Origin of the sequence: Alloprevotella sp. OH1205_COT-284, assembly GCF_003859795.1 — a bacterium.
Taxonomy (GTDB): domain Bacteria; phylum Bacteroidota; class Bacteroidia; order Bacteroidales; family Bacteroidaceae; genus Alloprevotella.
The window spans coordinates 1-18128 of the sequence record NZ_RQYI01000027.1; the positions used below are offsets into that span (position 1 = coordinate 1).

At 52.3% G+C, this 18128-nt stretch carries 14 protein-coding genes; 6 read left to right on the top strand and 8 right to left on the bottom strand.

Annotated features, from left to right (window positions below; genetic code table 11):
* Positions 1-179 precede the first annotated feature (179 nt).
* The 3 genes from EII14_RS09595 to EII14_RS09335 all read right to left on the bottom strand — a co-directional run bounded on the left by EII14_RS09595 (position 180) and on the right by EII14_RS09335 (position 1480).
* The gene (locus EII14_RS09595) at positions 180-302 is read right to left on the bottom strand and encodes a hypothetical protein (RefSeq protein WP_255422103.1); all 123 of its coding nucleotides are present in this window, start codon (positions 300-302) and stop codon (positions 180-182) included.
* Between the two features lie 179 nt (positions 303-481).
* Positions 482-703, bottom strand: coding sequence for a hypothetical protein (locus EII14_RS07105; protein WP_124931851.1), 222 nt, complete (start codon positions 701-703; stop codon positions 482-484).
* 366 nt (positions 704-1069) lie between these two features.
* Positions 1070-1480 carry a hypothetical protein gene (locus EII14_RS09335; RefSeq protein WP_233569405.1) on the bottom strand — a complete coding sequence of 137 codons (411 nt, stop codon included), beginning with the start codon at positions 1478-1480 and terminating at the stop codon, positions 1070-1072.
* 153 nt (positions 1481-1633) lie between these two features.
* Between EII14_RS09335 and EII14_RS07115 the strand changes: the two genes are divergently transcribed.
* Positions 1634-4504: an ATP-binding protein gene (locus EII14_RS07115; RefSeq protein ID WP_124931852.1), complete on the top strand. Its 2871-nt coding sequence runs from the start codon at positions 1634-1636 to the stop codon at positions 4502-4504.
* A 797-nt stretch (positions 4505-5301) separates the two neighbouring features.
* Here the strand turns inward: EII14_RS07115 and EII14_RS07120 are convergent.
* The 4 genes from EII14_RS07120 to EII14_RS07135 all read right to left on the bottom strand — a co-directional run bounded on the left by EII14_RS07120 (position 5302) and on the right by EII14_RS07135 (position 9665).
* A complete protein-coding gene (locus tag EII14_RS07120) occupies positions 5302-6018 on the bottom strand; it encodes a beta-L-arabinofuranosidase domain-containing protein (RefSeq protein WP_124931853.1) in 717 nt (238 codons plus the stop codon).
* 19 nt (positions 6019-6037) lie between these two features.
* Complete coding sequence (gene prmA, locus EII14_RS07125) at positions 6038-6970, bottom strand: 50S ribosomal protein L11 methyltransferase (RefSeq protein ID WP_124931854.1); 933 nt, start codon at positions 6968-6970, stop codon at positions 6038-6040.
* 612 nt (positions 6971-7582) lie between these two features.
* Entirely contained in the window at positions 7583-8509 is a 927-nt protein-coding gene (locus EII14_RS07130) for a magnesium transporter CorA family protein (protein WP_124931855.1), read from the bottom strand.
* Between the two features lie 292 nt (positions 8510-8801).
* Positions 8802-9665: an AraC family transcriptional regulator gene (locus EII14_RS07135; protein ID WP_158608349.1), complete on the bottom strand. Its 864-nt coding sequence runs from the start codon at positions 9663-9665 to the stop codon at positions 8802-8804.
* A 170-nt stretch (positions 9666-9835) separates the two neighbouring features.
* On the opposite strand from EII14_RS07135, the gene EII14_RS07140 reads away from it, so the two are divergent.
* The 5 genes from EII14_RS07140 to EII14_RS07160 all read left to right on the top strand — a co-directional run bounded on the left by EII14_RS07140 (position 9836) and on the right by EII14_RS07160 (position 16006).
* The gene (locus EII14_RS07140; protein ID WP_158608350.1) at positions 9836-11137 is read left to right on the top strand and encodes a TolC family protein; all 1302 of its coding nucleotides are present in this window, start codon (positions 9836-9838) and stop codon (positions 11135-11137) included.
* Entirely contained in the window at positions 11130-12017 is an 888-nt protein-coding gene (locus tag EII14_RS07145) for an HlyD family secretion protein (RefSeq protein ID WP_124931858.1), read from the top strand. Before EII14_RS07140 ends, EII14_RS07145 begins: the two co-directional genes overlap by 8 nt.
* Positions 12018-12320: 303 nt before the next feature.
* Positions 12321-13796, top strand: a complete 1476-nt coding sequence (locus EII14_RS07150; protein ID WP_124931859.1) for an ATP-binding cassette domain-containing protein — start codon at positions 12321-12323, stop codon at positions 13794-13796.
* Positions 13793-14878 (top strand): ABC transporter permease, encoded by a 1086-nt coding sequence (locus tag EII14_RS07155; RefSeq protein WP_124931860.1) that lies wholly within the window; start codon positions 13793-13795, stop codon positions 14876-14878. Before EII14_RS07150 ends, EII14_RS07155 begins: the two co-directional genes overlap by 4 nt.
* Before the next feature lie 3 nt (positions 14879-14881).
* Positions 14882-16006 carry an ABC transporter permease gene (locus EII14_RS07160; protein ID WP_124931861.1) on the top strand — a complete coding sequence of 375 codons (1125 nt, stop codon included), beginning with the start codon at positions 14882-14884 and terminating at the stop codon, positions 16004-16006.
* A gap of 1542 nt (positions 16007-17548) precedes the next feature.
* Here the strand turns inward: EII14_RS07160 and EII14_RS07180 are convergent.
* Positions 17549-18124: a glycoside hydrolase family 15 gene (locus EII14_RS07180; protein ID WP_124931863.1), complete on the bottom strand. Its 576-nt coding sequence runs from the start codon at positions 18122-18124 to the stop codon at positions 17549-17551.
* Between the last annotated feature and the right edge of the window lie 4 nt (positions 18125-18128).

Below are 18128 nucleotides of genomic sequence, written 5' to 3' on the forward strand. Positions count from 1 at the left end.
TCAAAATCACGGGATTTTCCAAACAAAATTGTCCAATCCGAGAAAAAGAACGGATTGGACAATTTTATAAGAGGATTTTGCAGAGGTCTCTAAATGATTGATTTGAACTAAAAGGTGGATAATAAGTTGTGGCTCCGGGCGTGTTCCTGCCTGATAGCCGTGCGCGCCGCCCGCGGGGGCTAAGGCTCGTGCATCACCACGCGCTGCACCGCCTTGGCCTGATTGAGCATTTCCTTGCGTGTGAAGAACTGTATGCGGGGCGTTTTGAGGGTTTCGGCGGTGACGTCCTGCCTGCTTTCCACGCGCTTGCCGGTGGAGACGACCTTGAAGGAACCTCTGTTGTTCCTTGGGAAGTTCTTTTATCGTTCCTTAGGAAGTGTTATTCTTGCGAAGAATTTGTTTGTTCTCATTTTCGGGAAATTTTAATGTGTTTGAAATAAAATATGCAATAAAGTGTATTTGTCGCTGCCTTACCTTATTATTACAGGCTGCCCGTGAAGATGCTCACGATGCGTTGCCAAAACGAGCGGCGCGGCGGTGGGGCGGGCGGTGTGCGTTCCATACCCTCGGCGTTCACTCCGCGTCGATCCAGTTCGATGTCGATCATTCGGCGAACGGTGTCGAGCAGTTGCATGCGGTCGTCAAGAAAGTCTAAGTGTTCCTTGTCATGCCGCCCGGGGTGGCTGTCGTTCTTCCGCTTCATAACTTTTTATCATTTGAACAGTTGCCGTAATGTTTCCATCCGTAGGAAAGCGTGTTTCGTCTCTGTTGCTTGTCATGGTGCAAAATTAAGGCTAAGAGTGGCAGATCGACCTTGCAAATCCTGCCAAAATTCTTGCACCATCGGACATTCTGCATACAGCCCATCTTGCATCATCGGACATTTTGTGCTCATAACGCGCTGATTACGAATGAATAGCACTGACATGTTTGCGGATGTTGACAATTGCCGTTTTTTTTGAGAAACAGAAGACTTTCGGCACGGTGTAAACCATAAGGCAACGAAAGAAATATTTAGCACCTTATGGAAGTTTTTCTTGATGTTATACTGTTGATTATGGAACTTTTGTTACCTTTGCAAACAGATGTGAAATATAGATTTATGGTTGCGAGAAGATTGACCACCATCTTTTCCGACCAAAAGGAAGAACTGCTGTCGCACGACTTGTCGCTGTTGTGCAGCAGAATGGAGGAGGGGCAATTCTCGCCGTCGAGCAACCTTGCCCAGATTGTGATAGGCGTGCGCCGAAGTGGGAAATCGACCTTGTGAGAGAAGTTCATACGGCAGAGGGGAGAGGAATTTGCCTATGCCAACTTCGATGACGACCGGCTGACAGGCATGGAGACCGACGATTTCGACCGTGTACTTGATGCCTTGTATCGGATATAGGGTGATTTCAAGTATCTCTTCTTCGACGAGGTGCAGAACATCAAGGGCCGGCAGTTGTTTGTCAACCGCTGGCTTCGCCAGAAGGTACATTCCCGAACTGATAAACGAGCAGAACAAAAGGGGGTACATCAAGGCATTGCTCAATTCGATCATCAAGAACGACATCGCCCGACGGTTTCGTCTGAGGCACGTGGAGGTGCTTCGACAATAAAAACCCCATGAACAATCCTAAATCATTACTATATGCAGTGCTACAAACACGACCCCAAAGCCCCTTTATCGCTCCACCGTGAGCCTTTTTATATTTGTCGGGTTAAACTGATTTCAACCGTATTGGCGGCGTTCCTTTCACTTTTTCTCCTCTTTGTTTCGTGCGGAAGAACAGCTGTCGTTTTCACTGCTGCCGACCGTAAGACGGCGGACAGCATCGTGCGTGCCGCCGTGCAGACACCCGACTCGCTCGCCCTGCTGCAAAAACGATTGGAGGACGAGGGCAACAGGCTCGGCAGTGTCGTGGCTCTGAGGGAATGGGGCAAGGCGTTGCGCAACGAGAGTCGCTTTGAGGAGGCACTGCGCATCCACAGCATAGGGTTGCAACAGGCGAAAAGCATAGGCGACACGCTGGAATGGGTGCAGGCCTTGAACAACATCGGCACCGACTATCGACGCATGGGGGTGCTCGATGCCGCGCAGGAGTACCATTACAGTGCTTGGACGTTGAGCGAGGAATGCGCTGACACATCCTTCACGGCCAAAAAGAACCGCGTGGTGTCGCTCAACGGATTGGGCAATATCTACCTGACATTAGGAAACTATGAGCGTGCCGACAGCGTGCTGCGCATGGCACTGAAAGGCGAAAAGGACTTGCACAGTGCAGTGGGACAGGCCATCAATTACGCCAATCTCGGCTCCATTTTCGAGCATCACGGCAAGTTGGACTCGGCGTGGGTGTGCTATCGCAAGTCGATGGCACTGAACACGGAAGCGGGCAACGACCTCGGCATATCGCTCTGCCACACCTACTTCGGTTCGCTCTACGAGAAAGCGTGGCAGTACGACAAAGCCACCGAGGAATACGAAACTGCCTACCAAATGATGCAGACATCGAAGGACGAGTGGCATGCGCTGAACTCGCTCATCGCCCTTGCTGGCATCTACCATGCCACAGGCAATGATGCCAAGGAAATGGCCTATCTCGGTAAGGCAAGGCAGGCGGCGGAGCGCATCGGCTCGAAGGAGCATTTGGCGGAAATCCACACCTTATATTATAGACACTATAAACAGTCGGGCGACTGCCCTTCGGCATTGGCCTCCTATGAGAAGGCCGTCACCATGCAGGACAGCGTGCTGGACATGGAGAAGATGAACCGCATACAGAATACGAGCCTGAGCATCGAGCGCAACCGACGGGAAAGGGAGAAAGACGGCATGATGATGCGGTTGGAGCAGGAACGCACGGCACGCTATATCGGTTTCGTGGCTTTCGGGCTGGTGCTGCTCCTTGTCGTTGGTGCATTGCTTGTGGTTCTTTACACCAACCGTCTGCGTCGTCGCAATCATTTGGCATTGAAACGGCTCTCGGCACTGCGTGAGAACTTCTTCACCAACATCACCCACGAACTCCGCACACCGCTCACCGTGATACTCGGCATGAGTCGCGACCTGCAAAGCTCCGATGCCGATGAGGTGAAACGCAAGGCACAGACCATAGAACAACAGGGTGAGGGACTTCTCACGCTTATCAACCAACTCTTGGACATCTCGAAAATCAAGTCGGCCGTGGGCGATGCCGACTGGAAGAACGGCACTATCATGGCTTATCTCACCATGATAGTGGAAAGCTACCGCGACTACGCCCGTAGCCGCAACATTGAATTGCACTTCCTGCCCAAGGGCGAGGTGATGATGGACTTCGTGCCCGACTATGTGGCCAAGGTGCTCAACAACCTGCTCTCCAACGCCTTCAAGTTTACGCCCGAATACGGCAAGGTGAGCGTGACGGCATGGCGCGAGGGCGAACGGTTCTTCATTGATGTATCCGATACGGGTGAAGGCATGGACAAGGAAACGCTTGCCCACGTGTTCGAGCCGTTCTACCGAGGCGAGAGCGAGGCGCAGCAAGTGGGTACGGGCGTGGGACTGGCGCTGGTGAAGCAGATTGTGGATGCCGTGGAGGGCAGCATCACGGTGGAGAGCGAGGTGGGAAGAGGCACTACTTTCCACATCGCCGTGCCGATAAGAAACAAAGCCCGTAGTGCCGAGTTTATCGCTCATCCTGTGGAGCGCGCGCCGCTCCTGCCCGAGATGGAAGCTACTCTTGCAGACAGTGAGGACGACGACGACCGATGCCGCCTGTTAGTCATCGAGGACAACCGCGACATCGCCGCCTATATCGGCTCGCAGTTCACAGGCAAATATTCCGTGAGCTATGCCGCCAACGGCAGGGAGGGAGTGGACAAGGCACTCGACTTGGTGCCCGACCTCATCATCACCGACCTGATGATGCCCGGCATGGACGGATTAGAGGTGTGCCGGCAGGTGCGCGGCAACGAGATCACCGACCATATTCCCATCATCGTGGTCACGGCGAAGATTACGGAGGAAGAACGCATACGAGGGTTGGAAGCCGGAGCCGATGCCTACCTCGCCAAGCCGTTCAACGCCGATGAACTGCGCACCCGGGTGGAGAAACTGCTCGACCGACATCGTCGTCTGCGTGACAAGTTCGGCAACACCGCTACGGATAAGCAGCAGGAGAGGCAATTCACCGATGTTGAGCGACGCTTCCTTGCCAAGGTGTCTGATGTCATATACCTCCAACTCAGTCGCGGAAAGGAAATTGAGGTATCGCAGATTGCATCGGCCTTGTGCATGAGTGACAGGCAGTTCTATCGCAAGATCAATGCCATCACCAACAGCACCCCGACGGTCTATATTCAGCGTGTGAAAATCAAGAAAGCCAAGAGCCTTCTTGACGGAGACTCGCAGATGAGTTTCGGGGAGATAGCCGACAGATGCGGATTCAACGACTATTCCAACTTTGTGCGGACATTCAAGAACGCCTACGGTGTCACACCTACGGAATACAGACGGAGCAATGCAGGAAAATTGTAAGAGCCAACACACTTCCGTCATCATCTGAAATAACAGGGAAATCCCGGCAAGAACGAGTAGAATATGCCTTTGGGTATGCTCTGCTCGTTTAGTTTTGCACCAATATTCAGTCACTTACATCCAAATCGACGCCACAAGTACGCGGTTATCTTAAACCTCTAACATACGAGCCCTCTGCAAAAAACTCTAAAATAGTCCAACCCGAAAAAAGAACGGATTGGACTATTTTAGGGGATTTTGCAGAGGGCTCTAAAAAGTGATTTTATCAAAGGAGAATGCAGGTCTCAACCTGCATTGGGTTTTTCGGGAGAAGTCGTTGAGGGGAGGACGTCGTTTCGTATGAGAGGAGAAACACGGTGTTTTTTTCGAATGGGGAAGGACGTCGTCGCTTTCGCTTAAAACAAACTTTCTTGCCGTTCACGATGTGGATGCCTTTTTGAGGCCGTAGCAAACGGCGGCCGTGCAAATCGTGTATTTCGAGGGGTAGGGTGGCGGTGCCGCTCAATGCTTCTTGAAGGTTTGTCGGATTGTCTTTCTCAAAAAGGGTGTAGATTTTTGGTGTCGGAAAAGAACATGTCCAAAGAGAGTTTCAGCGAATGGGCAGACACACGGCTTTGTTCTTTGCCGTCGGAAAACTGCATGGCGGCCACAAGACCGTTTTTTGAAAGGGACTTTCAAGTCGCGGCTGCCGTTGAGAGATAAAATGTATTCGTCGCCTTCTTTCGTGGCTGCTACATTGGTGAGCACATATCGCTCATTATTAAGTTCTGATGTGTGTGTGCGTCGGTTTGTCTGCTTTATTCTTCCAAATCGTAGTAGATTTCTTCGTTGTTGCGCCATGGCCGATCGACAACCAAATAGCCGTCAATGATTTTCGGGGCGAGGATGGCGCGGCCGTTGAGGTAGAATTTGGGCAGACGTTGGAGGGTGGGAATGCGCAGACGTATGGTGAGGGGAGTTTTGCTCGTGGCCAATCCGCTGATGCGATATTTCCTGCGGTTGGGGGTGCAAATCTGATCGATGGTGAAGCGAAAGTGCTCGGTATGCACATTGATCATGCAGTCTTCGTGGAGATTGATATAGACGCCTTTGTCGTCGGTGGCAGCAATCCAACTCAGGGAGTTGAGCAGATTTTGGGCGGCTGCCGTTTGCAGGCTGTCTGTTTCGAGTTGTGGAAAGTAGGTTTGCTTGATGCTGTCGAGTGCTTCGGCAAAGCGGGCGTTTCCGCTGACGAGCAGGAGCTTGGCCAAGTCTTCGGGTTGGCGGGATTGCAGGAAAGGGCGTTTGAGCAAACGACGATAGTGTTTGACTTCTCGCGGAGTGAGAGTCGGCGTTTGCGGCGAAAGAAAGGGGCTGATCTGCATGGCACGCATGACGAGATTGTCCGACCCTTGCCGCATGACGATCACAGCTTGTCCGTTCACGAAAGTGAGTGGTTTTGGGAGGGCTTTTTGAGCACTCAGTGAGATCGGCAGGAAGAAGACGAAGAGCAGGTGGAGAATGAAAGTGGGCATGAGGTGAAGAAAGAGGTGGTTATTTGATGAATTTCAGACAACTCCAATTATCAAGACATCGTTCGTCGACGAAAGAGAGGCCGAGCAATTCGGCCGATGTGCGCAAGGCGGCAACATCTTCCGCATAGAATCCGCTCATGTAGATTTGTCCGCCGGGCTTCATGGTGGCGACGTAGCGCGGAAGATCGGCGAGGAGGATGTTGCGGTTGATGTTGGCGATGACGAGGTCGAAACACTCCGCATAGGGGGAGAGAACGGAGGCGTCGCCATGAAGAACGTCGATGCCGTCGAGGTGGTTGAGCGCGATGTTCTCGATCGAATTTCGCACACACCATTCATCGAAATCGACGGCGACGCATTTTTTCGCGCCGCGCATGCGTGCAAATATAGCGAGAATACCTGTTCCGCAACCCATGTCGAGCACGATTTTGTCTTTCATCTCGTCTTCGCAGATGCGTTCGAGCATCTGTCGGGTGGTTTGGTGATGACCGGTGCCGAAAGACATTTGCGGATTGATCGTGATGTTGTATTTGCCGACGGGTTTGTCTTGATGAAAGGTGGCTGCCACCACGCAGTGTGGCTGTTGTTCGGAACCGATGACGAGCGGTTGAAAGTAGTTTTTCTCCCACTCCTCGTTCCAGTTTTTGTTTTCGGCCTCGGCTTTCCGATAGTCGATGATGACATCGGGCAGGGGGAAGTCGGCCAGTGCGGCACGCAGCGATTCTTCGTCAAACAAAGACTCTTGGATGTAGGCTTTGAAGTGGTCGGTGTCGGCTTTGGGAGCAAAAATGGGAGCTTCGGGAAAATTGTGGTCGATAGCGATGCAGGGGAGGTCGAGTTCGTCGGTGTGGATGAAACTCTCGAAACCGACTTCGGCGAGTACTGCGCTGAGCACGTCGCTAATGGCTTCGGAGGAGGGAGCGGTGGTGAAAGTAAATTCGAGATATTTCATTATTGATTCTGATATTCAATACAATATATTAGAAGATTTGCTTTTCGTAGAAATATAGTAGAATATCTGCACAAAAACATAAGGGCACGACTATTCTACAAAGCAAAGATAATCACTTCCTATCATCCATCAAAACAGATTTCCATAAAATGAGAGTAGATCGTCATCCCCCCATCCTCTCGAATGGAAACCTCAGCAAAAGCCTCTTATAAAATTGTCCAATCCGAGAAAAAGAGGGGATTGGACAATTTTACTTGGAAATTTTCGTGAATTAGATGTTTTTTAGGCCACCTAAAATCCGTGGGAAAAAGAAGAAGAGAAAAGAAAGAAGAGTTTATCCCGAATTGGGATTAACCGCAATCGTTGAGCTTCTGCTCTTTGATCGCGGTTGCTTTTATGGAAGATCTTATTAAATTATCAAGGGGGATTTCATTCCTCTTTATAGCTCCTTTTTGTGCTTGTCGTGCGTTGGTTTGGGTAGAGTTTGCGTTTCGCAGCAAATGGCACAAGAGGGTGGCTGGGAGGGCGTGTGTGCCACAAGAGAAAAAGAGAGAAAGAAAATGTGGCAGGCGTGTAATGGTGGGAGAGAAATGACGCCGAAACGAGAGAGGCTCAAATCCAACCGATGCGGCGGAAGTAGCCGAAGAAAAGAATGGTGACGGCCACGGAGCCGATGATGACCAAGGGGAAGCCCCACACCCAGTTTTCCATGCCGTTGATAAGGTTCATGCCGAAGATGCTGGCAATGAGTGTGGGAAACATGAGAATGATGCTCACGGAGGTCATGGTCTTCATGGTTTGCGCCACGTTGTTGTTGATGATGGAAGCGTAGGTCTCTATGGTGGATTCGAGAATGTTGGTGTAAATGTTGGTCGTTTCGCGCGCCTGACTCATCTCGATATTGACGTCCTCGATCATGTCGGCGTCGAGCTCGTCGACGGGAAGTTTGAATTTGAGTTTCGAGAGCAATGTTTCGTTGCCACGAATGGAGGTAGCGAAATAGGTGAGCGAATCCTGCAATCGGGAGAGGTTGATGAGGTCGGCGTTGTTGATGGGTCGGTCGAGCTCACGCTTGGCGGTGTCGATGAGGGTGCTGATTTGTTTGAGTCGCTTCAAATACCACACGGCACTCGACAAGAAGAGCCGAAAGACGAGATCGACGGAGTCGGTGAATCCCAATCCGCGCTTTTGCTGATAGGACACGAAATCGATCATCATGTTGGTTTCAAAATGGCACACTGTCACGCAGATGTTTTTGTTGAGAATGATGCCGAGAGGAATGGTGGTGTGTGGGGTGCGGCTTTGCGCTTCTTTCAAATAGGGTATGCGCAAGATGATGAGCATCCAGCCTTCGTCGTAGTCGTAGCGGGCGCGCTCATCCTTGTCTCGAATGTCGTCGAGAAAATAATCGGGTACTTGAAGCTGATGAATGAGAAAATCTTCATCGTCGGGTGTGGGGCAGGTGACCTGCACCCATGAGTTGGGCTGCCATTCGTCGTGAGTGCGCAGACCGCGATTGTAGTTCCAAAACGTTCGCATGCGGGCTTTCTTCGGCGTTATAAAAGTTCGATGCCATCAGGCTTGTTTCCGTGTCGGCAAAGCTCGTTGTATCGTTGTCGTTTTGCGCGTACGGCTGATCGAAAGTGTGCGGTCAGGAAGAAAGCCTTGCTTTTTCCTATCCGAGGTGTGAAACTTGCGTTTCCGAGTGATAGTCGTCCATTTGGAGTTGATAAAATTAAAAAGGCACGTCGCACAATCGGGGCGTCCGTGCGCCGGTTTCGGTTGCAAAAGTAAGCAATTCTTTCAAAACACAAAGCATTTGCCGCTACATTTATGCGTCTTTTCGGCGAGAAAGACGATAATCTTTGGGCGAAAGGCCGGCGTGGAGTTTGAAGTATTTTCGGAAGGTGAATTGTTCGGGGAAGTTTAATTCGGCCGCAATCTCCTTGATGCTCATCGTTGTGTTTTCGAGCATATTGCGCGCAAGGGTCATCGTGAAGAGCACGATCCATTCGGACGGTGTTTTGCCGGTTTGGCTTTTCACGCGTGCCGTGAAATGCCCCGTAGAGAGCCCTACCTGCGCGGCATAGGCCTTGACGCTGCGTTCGTGTCGGAAGTGGAGATTGAGCAAGACCAAAAAACGGTAGACGGCCGTGTCGAGGCGTCCGCCCGTGTCGGCATCGTTGTCGGTTTGGATTTGCCTGCAAAAGACGTGGAGCACCTCCAAAAGGGTCGTTTGCAAGAGGTTGTCGGCCATGAGGGCGAGCAGTCCGCGTTGTTCCTCGGTGGCGGCGTTTCGGCTTTCGCGGCGCAACTGCCCGATGTGGTGACGACGATGCAGAAAGAGGCGGCATTGGGGCGGCGTGAGCGTGGTGCAAGGTCGGTTGGGGAGATTGAGCGAGGCGATCACGTCGATCACACGATTGAAAAAAGGAAGAAAATGCTTGATGTCGTCTTGCAGTTGCACCTCGGCATAGTCCTCGCTTTGCGAAAGAACGTGCAGGGCGATGAGCGGACTGACGATGTAAATGGAGCCTCGCGTCAATCGGTAGCGGCGATAGTTGAGCAACACCCACGCCTCGCCTTCGGTGCAGAGGGTGAGCCCCACTCGCGGCGGTGTGCGGGTGCAGGAACGAGCGGCCAAGCGGTCGGCTTGTCGGTGTATGAAATGAAGAGAGGAGGAAGAAGCGTCCATGGGCGGAGATATTGATGCTGCGAAAATAACGATTTCACTCTGCATGGAGGTTTCATTTATTCAAAAAATCCCATTCATCGGCGAATTTGCTCAATTTGCCGTTTGTTTCGACATTGACAGCTGCCGCCGGAAACTCTACTTTTGCAGCATCAATCCCTCACGTTATGTCTATGTGTCATAAAACATTGCGTCTGTTCGTCGCGACCGCCTGCCTGATTTCGTCCGCATCGCTGAACGCACAGCTCACGCTCGAACAATGCCGAACGCTGGCCGAACAAAACCACCCTTTGATCCGTCGGAACGAGTGGATCCGGCAAACCGAAGCCGTCACACTCGACAACATTGCGCGCGACCGCCTTCCCCGCATCGTGCTCTCTGCCAAGAGCACGTTTCAAAGCGACGTGCCGACGCTGCCATCGGCTTTCCGCTCCGTAGTGGGGGCGACGGACGGGTCGGCTTTGCGAGGCATGGCACGCGATCAATATCAGTTGGGCGTCAATATCGAGCAGGATCTCTATGACGGCGGCAACATGGCCGCACGCCGGGAGGAGGCACGGGCATCGGCCGAGGCGGAACGGCAGCGCGTGACCGTGGAGTTTCATGTACTGCGTGGGCGCGTCGACCAACTCTTCTTCGGACTGTTGCTGCTCGACGAACAGGCCGAAATCCACCGCTTGCACCACGTGTTGCTGACGGACCACCTGCGCAAGGCCGAAAGCCTCTTGCAGAGAGGCGTCGTGAGCGAAAGCGAAGTGCTGATGTTGCGCGCCGAACGGCTGGCCGTGGGCAGTGCGGAGCGGGCGGTGAGGATGCGGCGCGAAGGTTTGTCGAGAGTGCTGTCACACTTCGTGGGCAAAACGATGTCCGACCCGCTCGTTCTCGTGAAGCCCCCGGCTCCTGCAAACGACATCGCCTTGTCGGAAGCTCCCGAAGAGCGGCTTCTCCTCCTGCGAAAAAATGTTGTGGAAGCGCGTCGCTCGCTGCTCCGAGCCGCACGCCGACCGCGCATCGGGATTTTCGCCCAAGGTTGGTATGGCTATCCCGGCCTCAATCTTTTCGACGACATGCTTTCGCGCTCGTGGTCGCTCAACGGTATGGTCGGTTTCAAACTGACTTGGAACCTCTCATCGCTCTATAACTACCGCTCTGCTCAGGCACGGCTCGACGTGTCGCTGCGAGAAACCGACATCGAACGCGAGTGCTTCCGCTTCGAACGAGAAGGCCGACGGCTGCGCGAGCAATCGGAGGTGGAAGAGCGCCGCCGCCGCTTGGCCGACGACGAGGAGATCATCGCTCTCCGCCGTGAGGTGCGCAAACACACGGAACGCAAAATGGAGCGCGGTGTTGTCGATCTCAACGCATTGGTGCAAGACCTGACGCTCGAACATCGGGCTTTGGCCGAACGTGCCCTACACGAAATAGAATATCTGTCTGCCATTTATCAACTTCGTCATACTTGCTCTCATGAATAAGTCTGTTGTTTTTCTTTTCTCTCTTCTGTCGGTGTCGTGCGGCAACGAGTCTGCCCAATGGGACGCCACCGGTGTTTTTGAAGCCAAGGAGGTCGTTGTTTCGGCACGACAGCCGGGTGAGTTGCTCGATTTTTCGGCCGAGGACGGACAAAATCTCCATGCCGGCATCTCGGTCGGCACGATCGACACGACGCAGGCCGCCTTGCAGCGACGACGGCTGCACGCCGAAATGCGGGCAATGACCGCACGCCGCCTTGATGCCGACGAGCAACTGGCCGATTTGCGCCAACAGTGGCACAACCTCGACGCCGAACGACGCCGTTTCGCCACATTGGCAGAAGAGCGCGCCGTGCCGCAAAAGCAGGTGGACGACATCGAGCGGCAAATGCTCGTCGCAGAACGCCGCATTGCCGCACGCCGAGCCACGATTGCCGCCACCAACAACAGCATAGACGAACAAACGGCCTCACTCGCCGCGCAAGCTGCCTGCTTCGATCAACAAATTCGCACGGCGCGCATCGTCGCTCCCGTGTCGGGCACGGTGCTCGCCACATACGCCGCCCGGGGTGAGTATGTCGCGCCGGGACGCCCGCTTTTCAAAATGGCCGACCTCAACCGCATGTATCTGCGCGCCTATCTGACGGCCGAACAGGTGAATGCCCTCACGATCGGGAGCGAGGTGAAGGTGTATGCCGACCAAGGGCGAAACGAACGGAGGGCATATCGCGGAACGGTGGTGTGGATTGCGCAAGAAGCGGAATTTACGCCGAAAACGATACAGACGCGCGACGAACGCGCACACCTCGTCTACGCCGTCAAGATACGCATTGCCAACGACGGCTTCGTGAAGCGAGGCATGTATGGAGAGATCCGATTTTGACCGCATCGCCGCCCTTGCCGACGACGACCCTCGAAACAACGACCGCCACCGACGGCCGCACGATTTCGGAAAAGCCGGCGGACTCCGACCGGCGGGCAGAATATTCTACTCGTTGCTTGGAAAAATCTACTCGTTATCTAAAAATTTCTACTCGTTACTTAGTTTTTTCTACTCGTTACTTAGGATTTCCCACTCGTTATCTGAGAAAATCTGCTCGTTATTCCCAATCTCCTATTCGTCACCTCCTTCTTTTTCGCACGCCGAGGGGAGCGACCGCTTCGCCACCCAAAGGCATCTATTCGCATTCCGACCATGATCAACATTGACAACATCAGCAAAAACTACGACCGAGGACGCATCGCCGCGCTTCGAGCGGTGAATTTCTCGGTGAACGAGGGAGAAATATTCGGTCTGGTCGGTGCCGACGGCGCGGGAAAGACCACGCTGTTCAGACTGCTCGCCACGCTGTTGCTGCCCGACGGCGGCCGGGCTTCGGTGGGAGGCTTCGACGTTGTGCGCGACTATCGGCGAGTGCGGCGGATCATTGGCTACATGCCCGGCCGGTTCTCGCTCTATCCCGACCTCACGGTCGAAGAAAATCTACGCTTTTTTGCCGCTGTGTTTGGTGTGAAAGCAGAACGCAACCTGCCGCTCGTGGCCGACATCTACGAACATCTGCAACCGTTTCGCACACGTCGTGCCGACCAACTGTCGGGCGGTATGAAACAAAAACTCGCCCTTTGCTGCGCACTGATCCATGCTCCGCGGCTGTTGCTGCTCGACGAACCGACCACGGGCATCGACCCGGTGTCGCGGCGGGAACTTTGGGAGATGCTCCGCCGCCTCAACGAGGAGAGGGGATTGACAATCGTGGCCGGCACGCCCTATCGCGAAGAAGTGTTGTGTTGTCGGCGTGCGGCGTTGCTCCGCGAGGGACGTTTGGAAGCAGTCGGGCGTCCCGACGAGATTTTACCACCCGAAAGGCCGATCGGACGCCAACGCAGCATCGGCCGCGGAAATCCCGTCATCGTGGCCGAGGGTCTGACGAAACGTTTCGGAGATTTCACCGCCTGCGACAGCATCGACTTGCGCGTGGAAGCGGGAGAGATTTTCGGATTTCTCGGTGCCAACGGCGCCGGAAAGACAACGGCCATGCGCATGCTCTGCGGTCTGTCGGAACCCACGGAGGGGCGCGCCTTCGTGGCCGGCTTCGACGTGGCATCGCAGGCCGAAGAGGTGAAGCGCAACATCGGCTACATGAGCCAAAAGTTTGCCCTCTACGACGATCTCACCATCGAAGAAAATCTCAAACTCTTCGGAGCGATCTACGGCATGAAGGCGAGTGTTGTGCGCGAAAAGACGGAACAGACAATCGCCCGGCAGCGTTTGGAACGAGAGCGCAAGATGCCGGTGGGCAATCTTCCGATTGGTTTGAAACAGCGATTGGCCTTTGCCGTTGCTACGTTTCACGATCCGAAAATCGTCTTTCTCGACGAGCCGACGGGAGGTGTGGACGCCGAAACCAGACACCGCTTTTGGGAACTCATCGGGCAGGCTGCCGACAGGGGCATCACCATCTTTGTGACCACCCACTACATGGACGAGGCCGAACGCTGCGACCGCGTTTCGATCATGGTGGACGGCCGCATCGAAGCCCTCGACACGCCCTCTTCGCTCAAAGAAAAACACGGGGCGGCGTCGATGCACGACGTGTTCTTCGCCATCGTCCGAAAACAAAATCCCGGCGGCCGAACGCTGCCTCAACATCCCACGCCATGAACACTTTCTTCTCTTTCACCGGCAAGGAGTTTCGCCACATTCTGCGCGACGGTCGCACGATGCTCATACTGCTGGTCATGCCGATCGTTTTGATCTTTCTCTTCGGCTACGCCGTGAGCACAGAGGTGAAAAACACGCGTGTGGCCGTGGTCGATCTGTCCGAAGGCGGATCGGCGGCAAAACTCATCGGCCGCATCGCCGCCAATCCACGCTTCACCCTCGTCGCATCGCTCCCTTCTCCCGATCGGCTCGACAAGGGGTTTCGCACCGGCCAATGGGACATGGCGTTGGTTTTCTCACCGAAATTCAACCTCCGCCCGACACACCAAGAAGCCGATCTCCTCATGGCCGTGGACGGCAGCGAACCCAATCAGGCGGCCGTTCGGGCAGCTTATGCCCAAACCCTGCTCCTCGCTCCCGACGAAGGACGAATATCTCCCCCGATCGACCTCAAAACAAAATGGCTGCACAATCCGCAGGGACGGAGCGAATATCATTTCGTGCCGGGTGTGATGGGGCTTATTCTCATCATCGTTTGCGCCATGATGACGAGTGTGGCCATTGTTCGCGAAAAGGAACACGGCACCATGGAGGTGTTGCTGGCCTCGCCGCTTTCGCCCTCGGTGATCGTTGTGTCCAAGCTCGTGCCCTACTTCGCCCTCTCGTGCATCAATCTGATCACGATTTTGATGCTCTCCTTTTTTCTGCTCGACGTTCCGTTGGCGGGCGGTTTGGGCATACTGCTTTTGGTCTGCCTGCTCTACATCGCCGTCGCGCTCGCGTTGGGATTGCTCATTTCCACCTTGGCCGCCACCCGCCTTTCTGCCATGATGACGAGCCTGCTGCTCATCGTCCCGACGATCTACCTTTCGGGCATTGTTTTTCCCATTGAGAGCATGCCGGCCGTGCTTCGCCACTTGTCGGCCTTGGTGCCGGCACGGTGGTTTGTGAGCGCGGTGCGCAAAGTGATGATCCAGGGTGTGGAAGCTCGCCACGTATGGCGCGAGTGCTGCGTACTGGCGATTATGTTTGCAACGGCGATGTCCGTCGGTTTGAAAAACTTCAAAACACGTCTTCAATAGTATATGATGCTGCTCAATCTTGTCGAAAAAGAATTCAAGCAACTCTTGCGCAACGCCTTTCTGCCGCGCATGTTTCTGCTCATGCCCCTCACCATGGTGCTCGTTTTTCCTTATGCTGCCAATCAGGAGGTGAAGCGGCTCGGTCTTGCCGTGATCGACGGCGACGGTTCGGCCTCATCGCGCCGCCTCACCGAAAAGCTGAAAGCATCGTCGCACTTCGATTTTGTCGGTCAAACGTCCGATCTCACCGCCGCAGACGAGGAAATGAAACACGGAACCGTCGATGTCGTCTTGGAGATGCCCGCCGGCTTTGAACGCGACTTCGCCAACATGGGGAAAACTGCCGTTTCGGTTTCCATCAACGCCGCAAACGCCATGAAAGCTGCCATGGCACAAGCCTACGTCACGCAAATCGTGAACGGATACGCCGGAGAACTTATCGCCGAAGGACACGCTTTTCCCTCCGACACGTCGCACGCCACACGTGCTTCCTCGATCGTGCCGCGCTTCTTGTTCAATCCCTCTCTCGACTACAAAAACTACATGATACCCGCCATTGTGGCCATGCTCCTTGTGCTCGTGGTGGGATTTCTTCCTACGTTCAACATCGTCGGCGAAAAAGAGCGCGGCACGATCGAGCAAATCAACGTCAGCCCGATTCGTCCGGCGGTGTTCATCTTTTCAAAACTCATTCCCTATTGGGCGATCGGGCTTTTTCTGTTGGGCTACGCCATGCTTGCGGCGTGGGTGGTTCACGGTCTGAGACCGACGGGATCGGTGGGCGTCATTTTTCTCTTCGCCTCTCTCTTTGTGCTCGTCATCTCGGCACTCGCCTTGATTGTTTCCAATCATAGTTCCACGACGCAGGCAGCGGCATTTCTCATGTATTTCTTCTTGGTCGTTTTTCTGCTGATGAGCGGTTTGCTCACGCCCATTTCCTCGATGCCGCAATGGGCGCAGTGGCTCACGTTGCTCAACCCGTTCCGTTTTTTCATGGAAGCCATGCGCGGCCTCTATCTCAAAGGATGCACGCTCGCCGATCTCGCTCCCCAACTCCTTGCTCTCTGTGCGTTTGCTCTCGTCTTCGGTTCGTGGGCTTTGCTCTCTTATCGCAAGCAAACGAAATAGCGCGGACTCTATTTCGAGAACGGCAAAGCTGTGCAATTTCGCAATTTTACGGAACCGCTGCCGCTGCCCGCATCGCCCCTCGCTGAATATCCGCAGCGGAGAATGCCCCGCCCTTACCGCTCCCATATTCTGCTATATTTTGCGTAAGTGGAAAAAATAAAAACTCCCGACTTCGTTTAGAAATCAGGAGTTTACGTCGTTTTCATTTTCTTCAAAGTGGTGCCACCAGGAATCGAATAAAATTGATAAGTGGCTGTATTTCTTTGAGTTTATATTCTACAAAAGACCTAATCTCCCGCTATTACTCCACCGATTTTCTGCAATGCTTTACTTCTTTTTCGTGGGTGATATTCTTATATATGCACAAAGGTAATAGGATCCACGGGAAGAGCAATTATTCTCCGTTTTATTTTCAGAAAACAATTCATTTGGAGTTCTCTCTTCCTTTTTCGCATAGTGACGGTAATCTGACTTATGAAGAAAATTTTGTGTTGATCTGTCTATTTGTATCCGACTCTAAGTTTGCCACGATATTCTTATATCGAGATCACTCTTTATTACTTATAATTTTATTCCGATGATAGCATGGTATGTAGTTTTATCTTCTTAATCTCTCAGTTACAACGGAATTTTATCTCCAAAACGTTGTAAGTTCCGAGCATGCAAGCGATAATATCATTCCCTTTTGTCTAAGGTTCATCATTGGGGAATAGTCCTATCAGTACTATAATGTTTTTCTCAGTCTTTCTTCTACTAATGGAGTGCGTAATGTTTATTCCCGCATTGCACATTTATTTCAGAATATTATGGTTCGGATAGAGAGAAAGTGTGCCTAGCCATGTGGTTGTTTTCAATAATAAAGATGCCACTCATGTATTTTGGAGGGAGTGGCAATGTCTTTTCATACCAGAAGATATAGGAAATTGCATAAAAATCGAATAATCAATAGATTAAAATGATTGTCGATAAAGATAGGTAACGATAAGGAAAGCAGTGATCTTCTATACTCTACCTTATTTTGCCATTTCAAAGAACCACTTTGTTTGTTGCAAAGATAGGGGTATATCGTGAGAAAAAAGAATTTTCTCCGAGTTATTCTCGTAAAGCCGTCCGTTGGGGCGGATTTCTGTTTTCCGTGTATTCTCCTCTTCCTATGATAAAATGAGTCCTTAAAGACTGTGTTTTTGTTTTTATCCTACTTCTCTCCCTGCACATCCTCCACTTATGCTCGTATATCATGTCGGGCTCGGTTGTTCATTGTCAGTGACAAAGGTAGTTTCGGGCTTCTACGGACAAAAAAGATCGGGGAGACAAGCCATTTAGAGGACAATCTCCACACTTCCATTTCATTGCAGGTAGTATTCTCGCTGTAAACCTTGTTTGTCCTAAGCCCTCCTTTTTTTACGCCACTGAAACGAAAATGACTTCCCCGACGGAAAAAACGTATAAAATGCTAGATATACGAGATGTAAGAAAAAGGAGATAGAACAAATCTGTTATGAATGAGTATCAAATGTACTTTGTAAAGCAAACTCCATCAATTTAATCCAAAGATTCAGGCTCTTCTTCGTCTATACTTTTTGCAATAGAGGCATTGAAAGCTAAAAATACTTCTAAGAATGCAGTTTCTCTAAAGAAATAATTAGGGGAATCAGTTAGTTTGTCTTCCATAAAGTGAAAACCCCAATTAGCATATTCTTCCATAGTTTGCATGAGCATATCAACCGCTTTGCGTGAGGTCATTTCGCCTTTTTCCAAAGCGATGAAATCAATGTCGGTGCGGGCGACAAGAGCGGTGAAAATGTATTCACGAAGTTTGGGGTAGGCTTTTCGCCCTTTGACAGAATCCAAATTGCCCCAATACTGAATGGGCTGTCCGAAAGTCTTGCGTTTTTGCGTGTCCCCTGTAAGCGGTCGTTTTTGGTTGAAATAAAGCCCCATAAAAAATGCGACAATGAATATTTCATAACCACCACCAAAGACTTTGCCTCTGTCTTCACGTAAAGAAGTTGCACCACGCCCATAGTCACAAAAGTTTTTGATGATACTGTCTTCGTATCTTTTTTCCCATAGTGGATTGCGGTTTGCCCACAAATCATATAGTTTTTCTGCTATCATAATT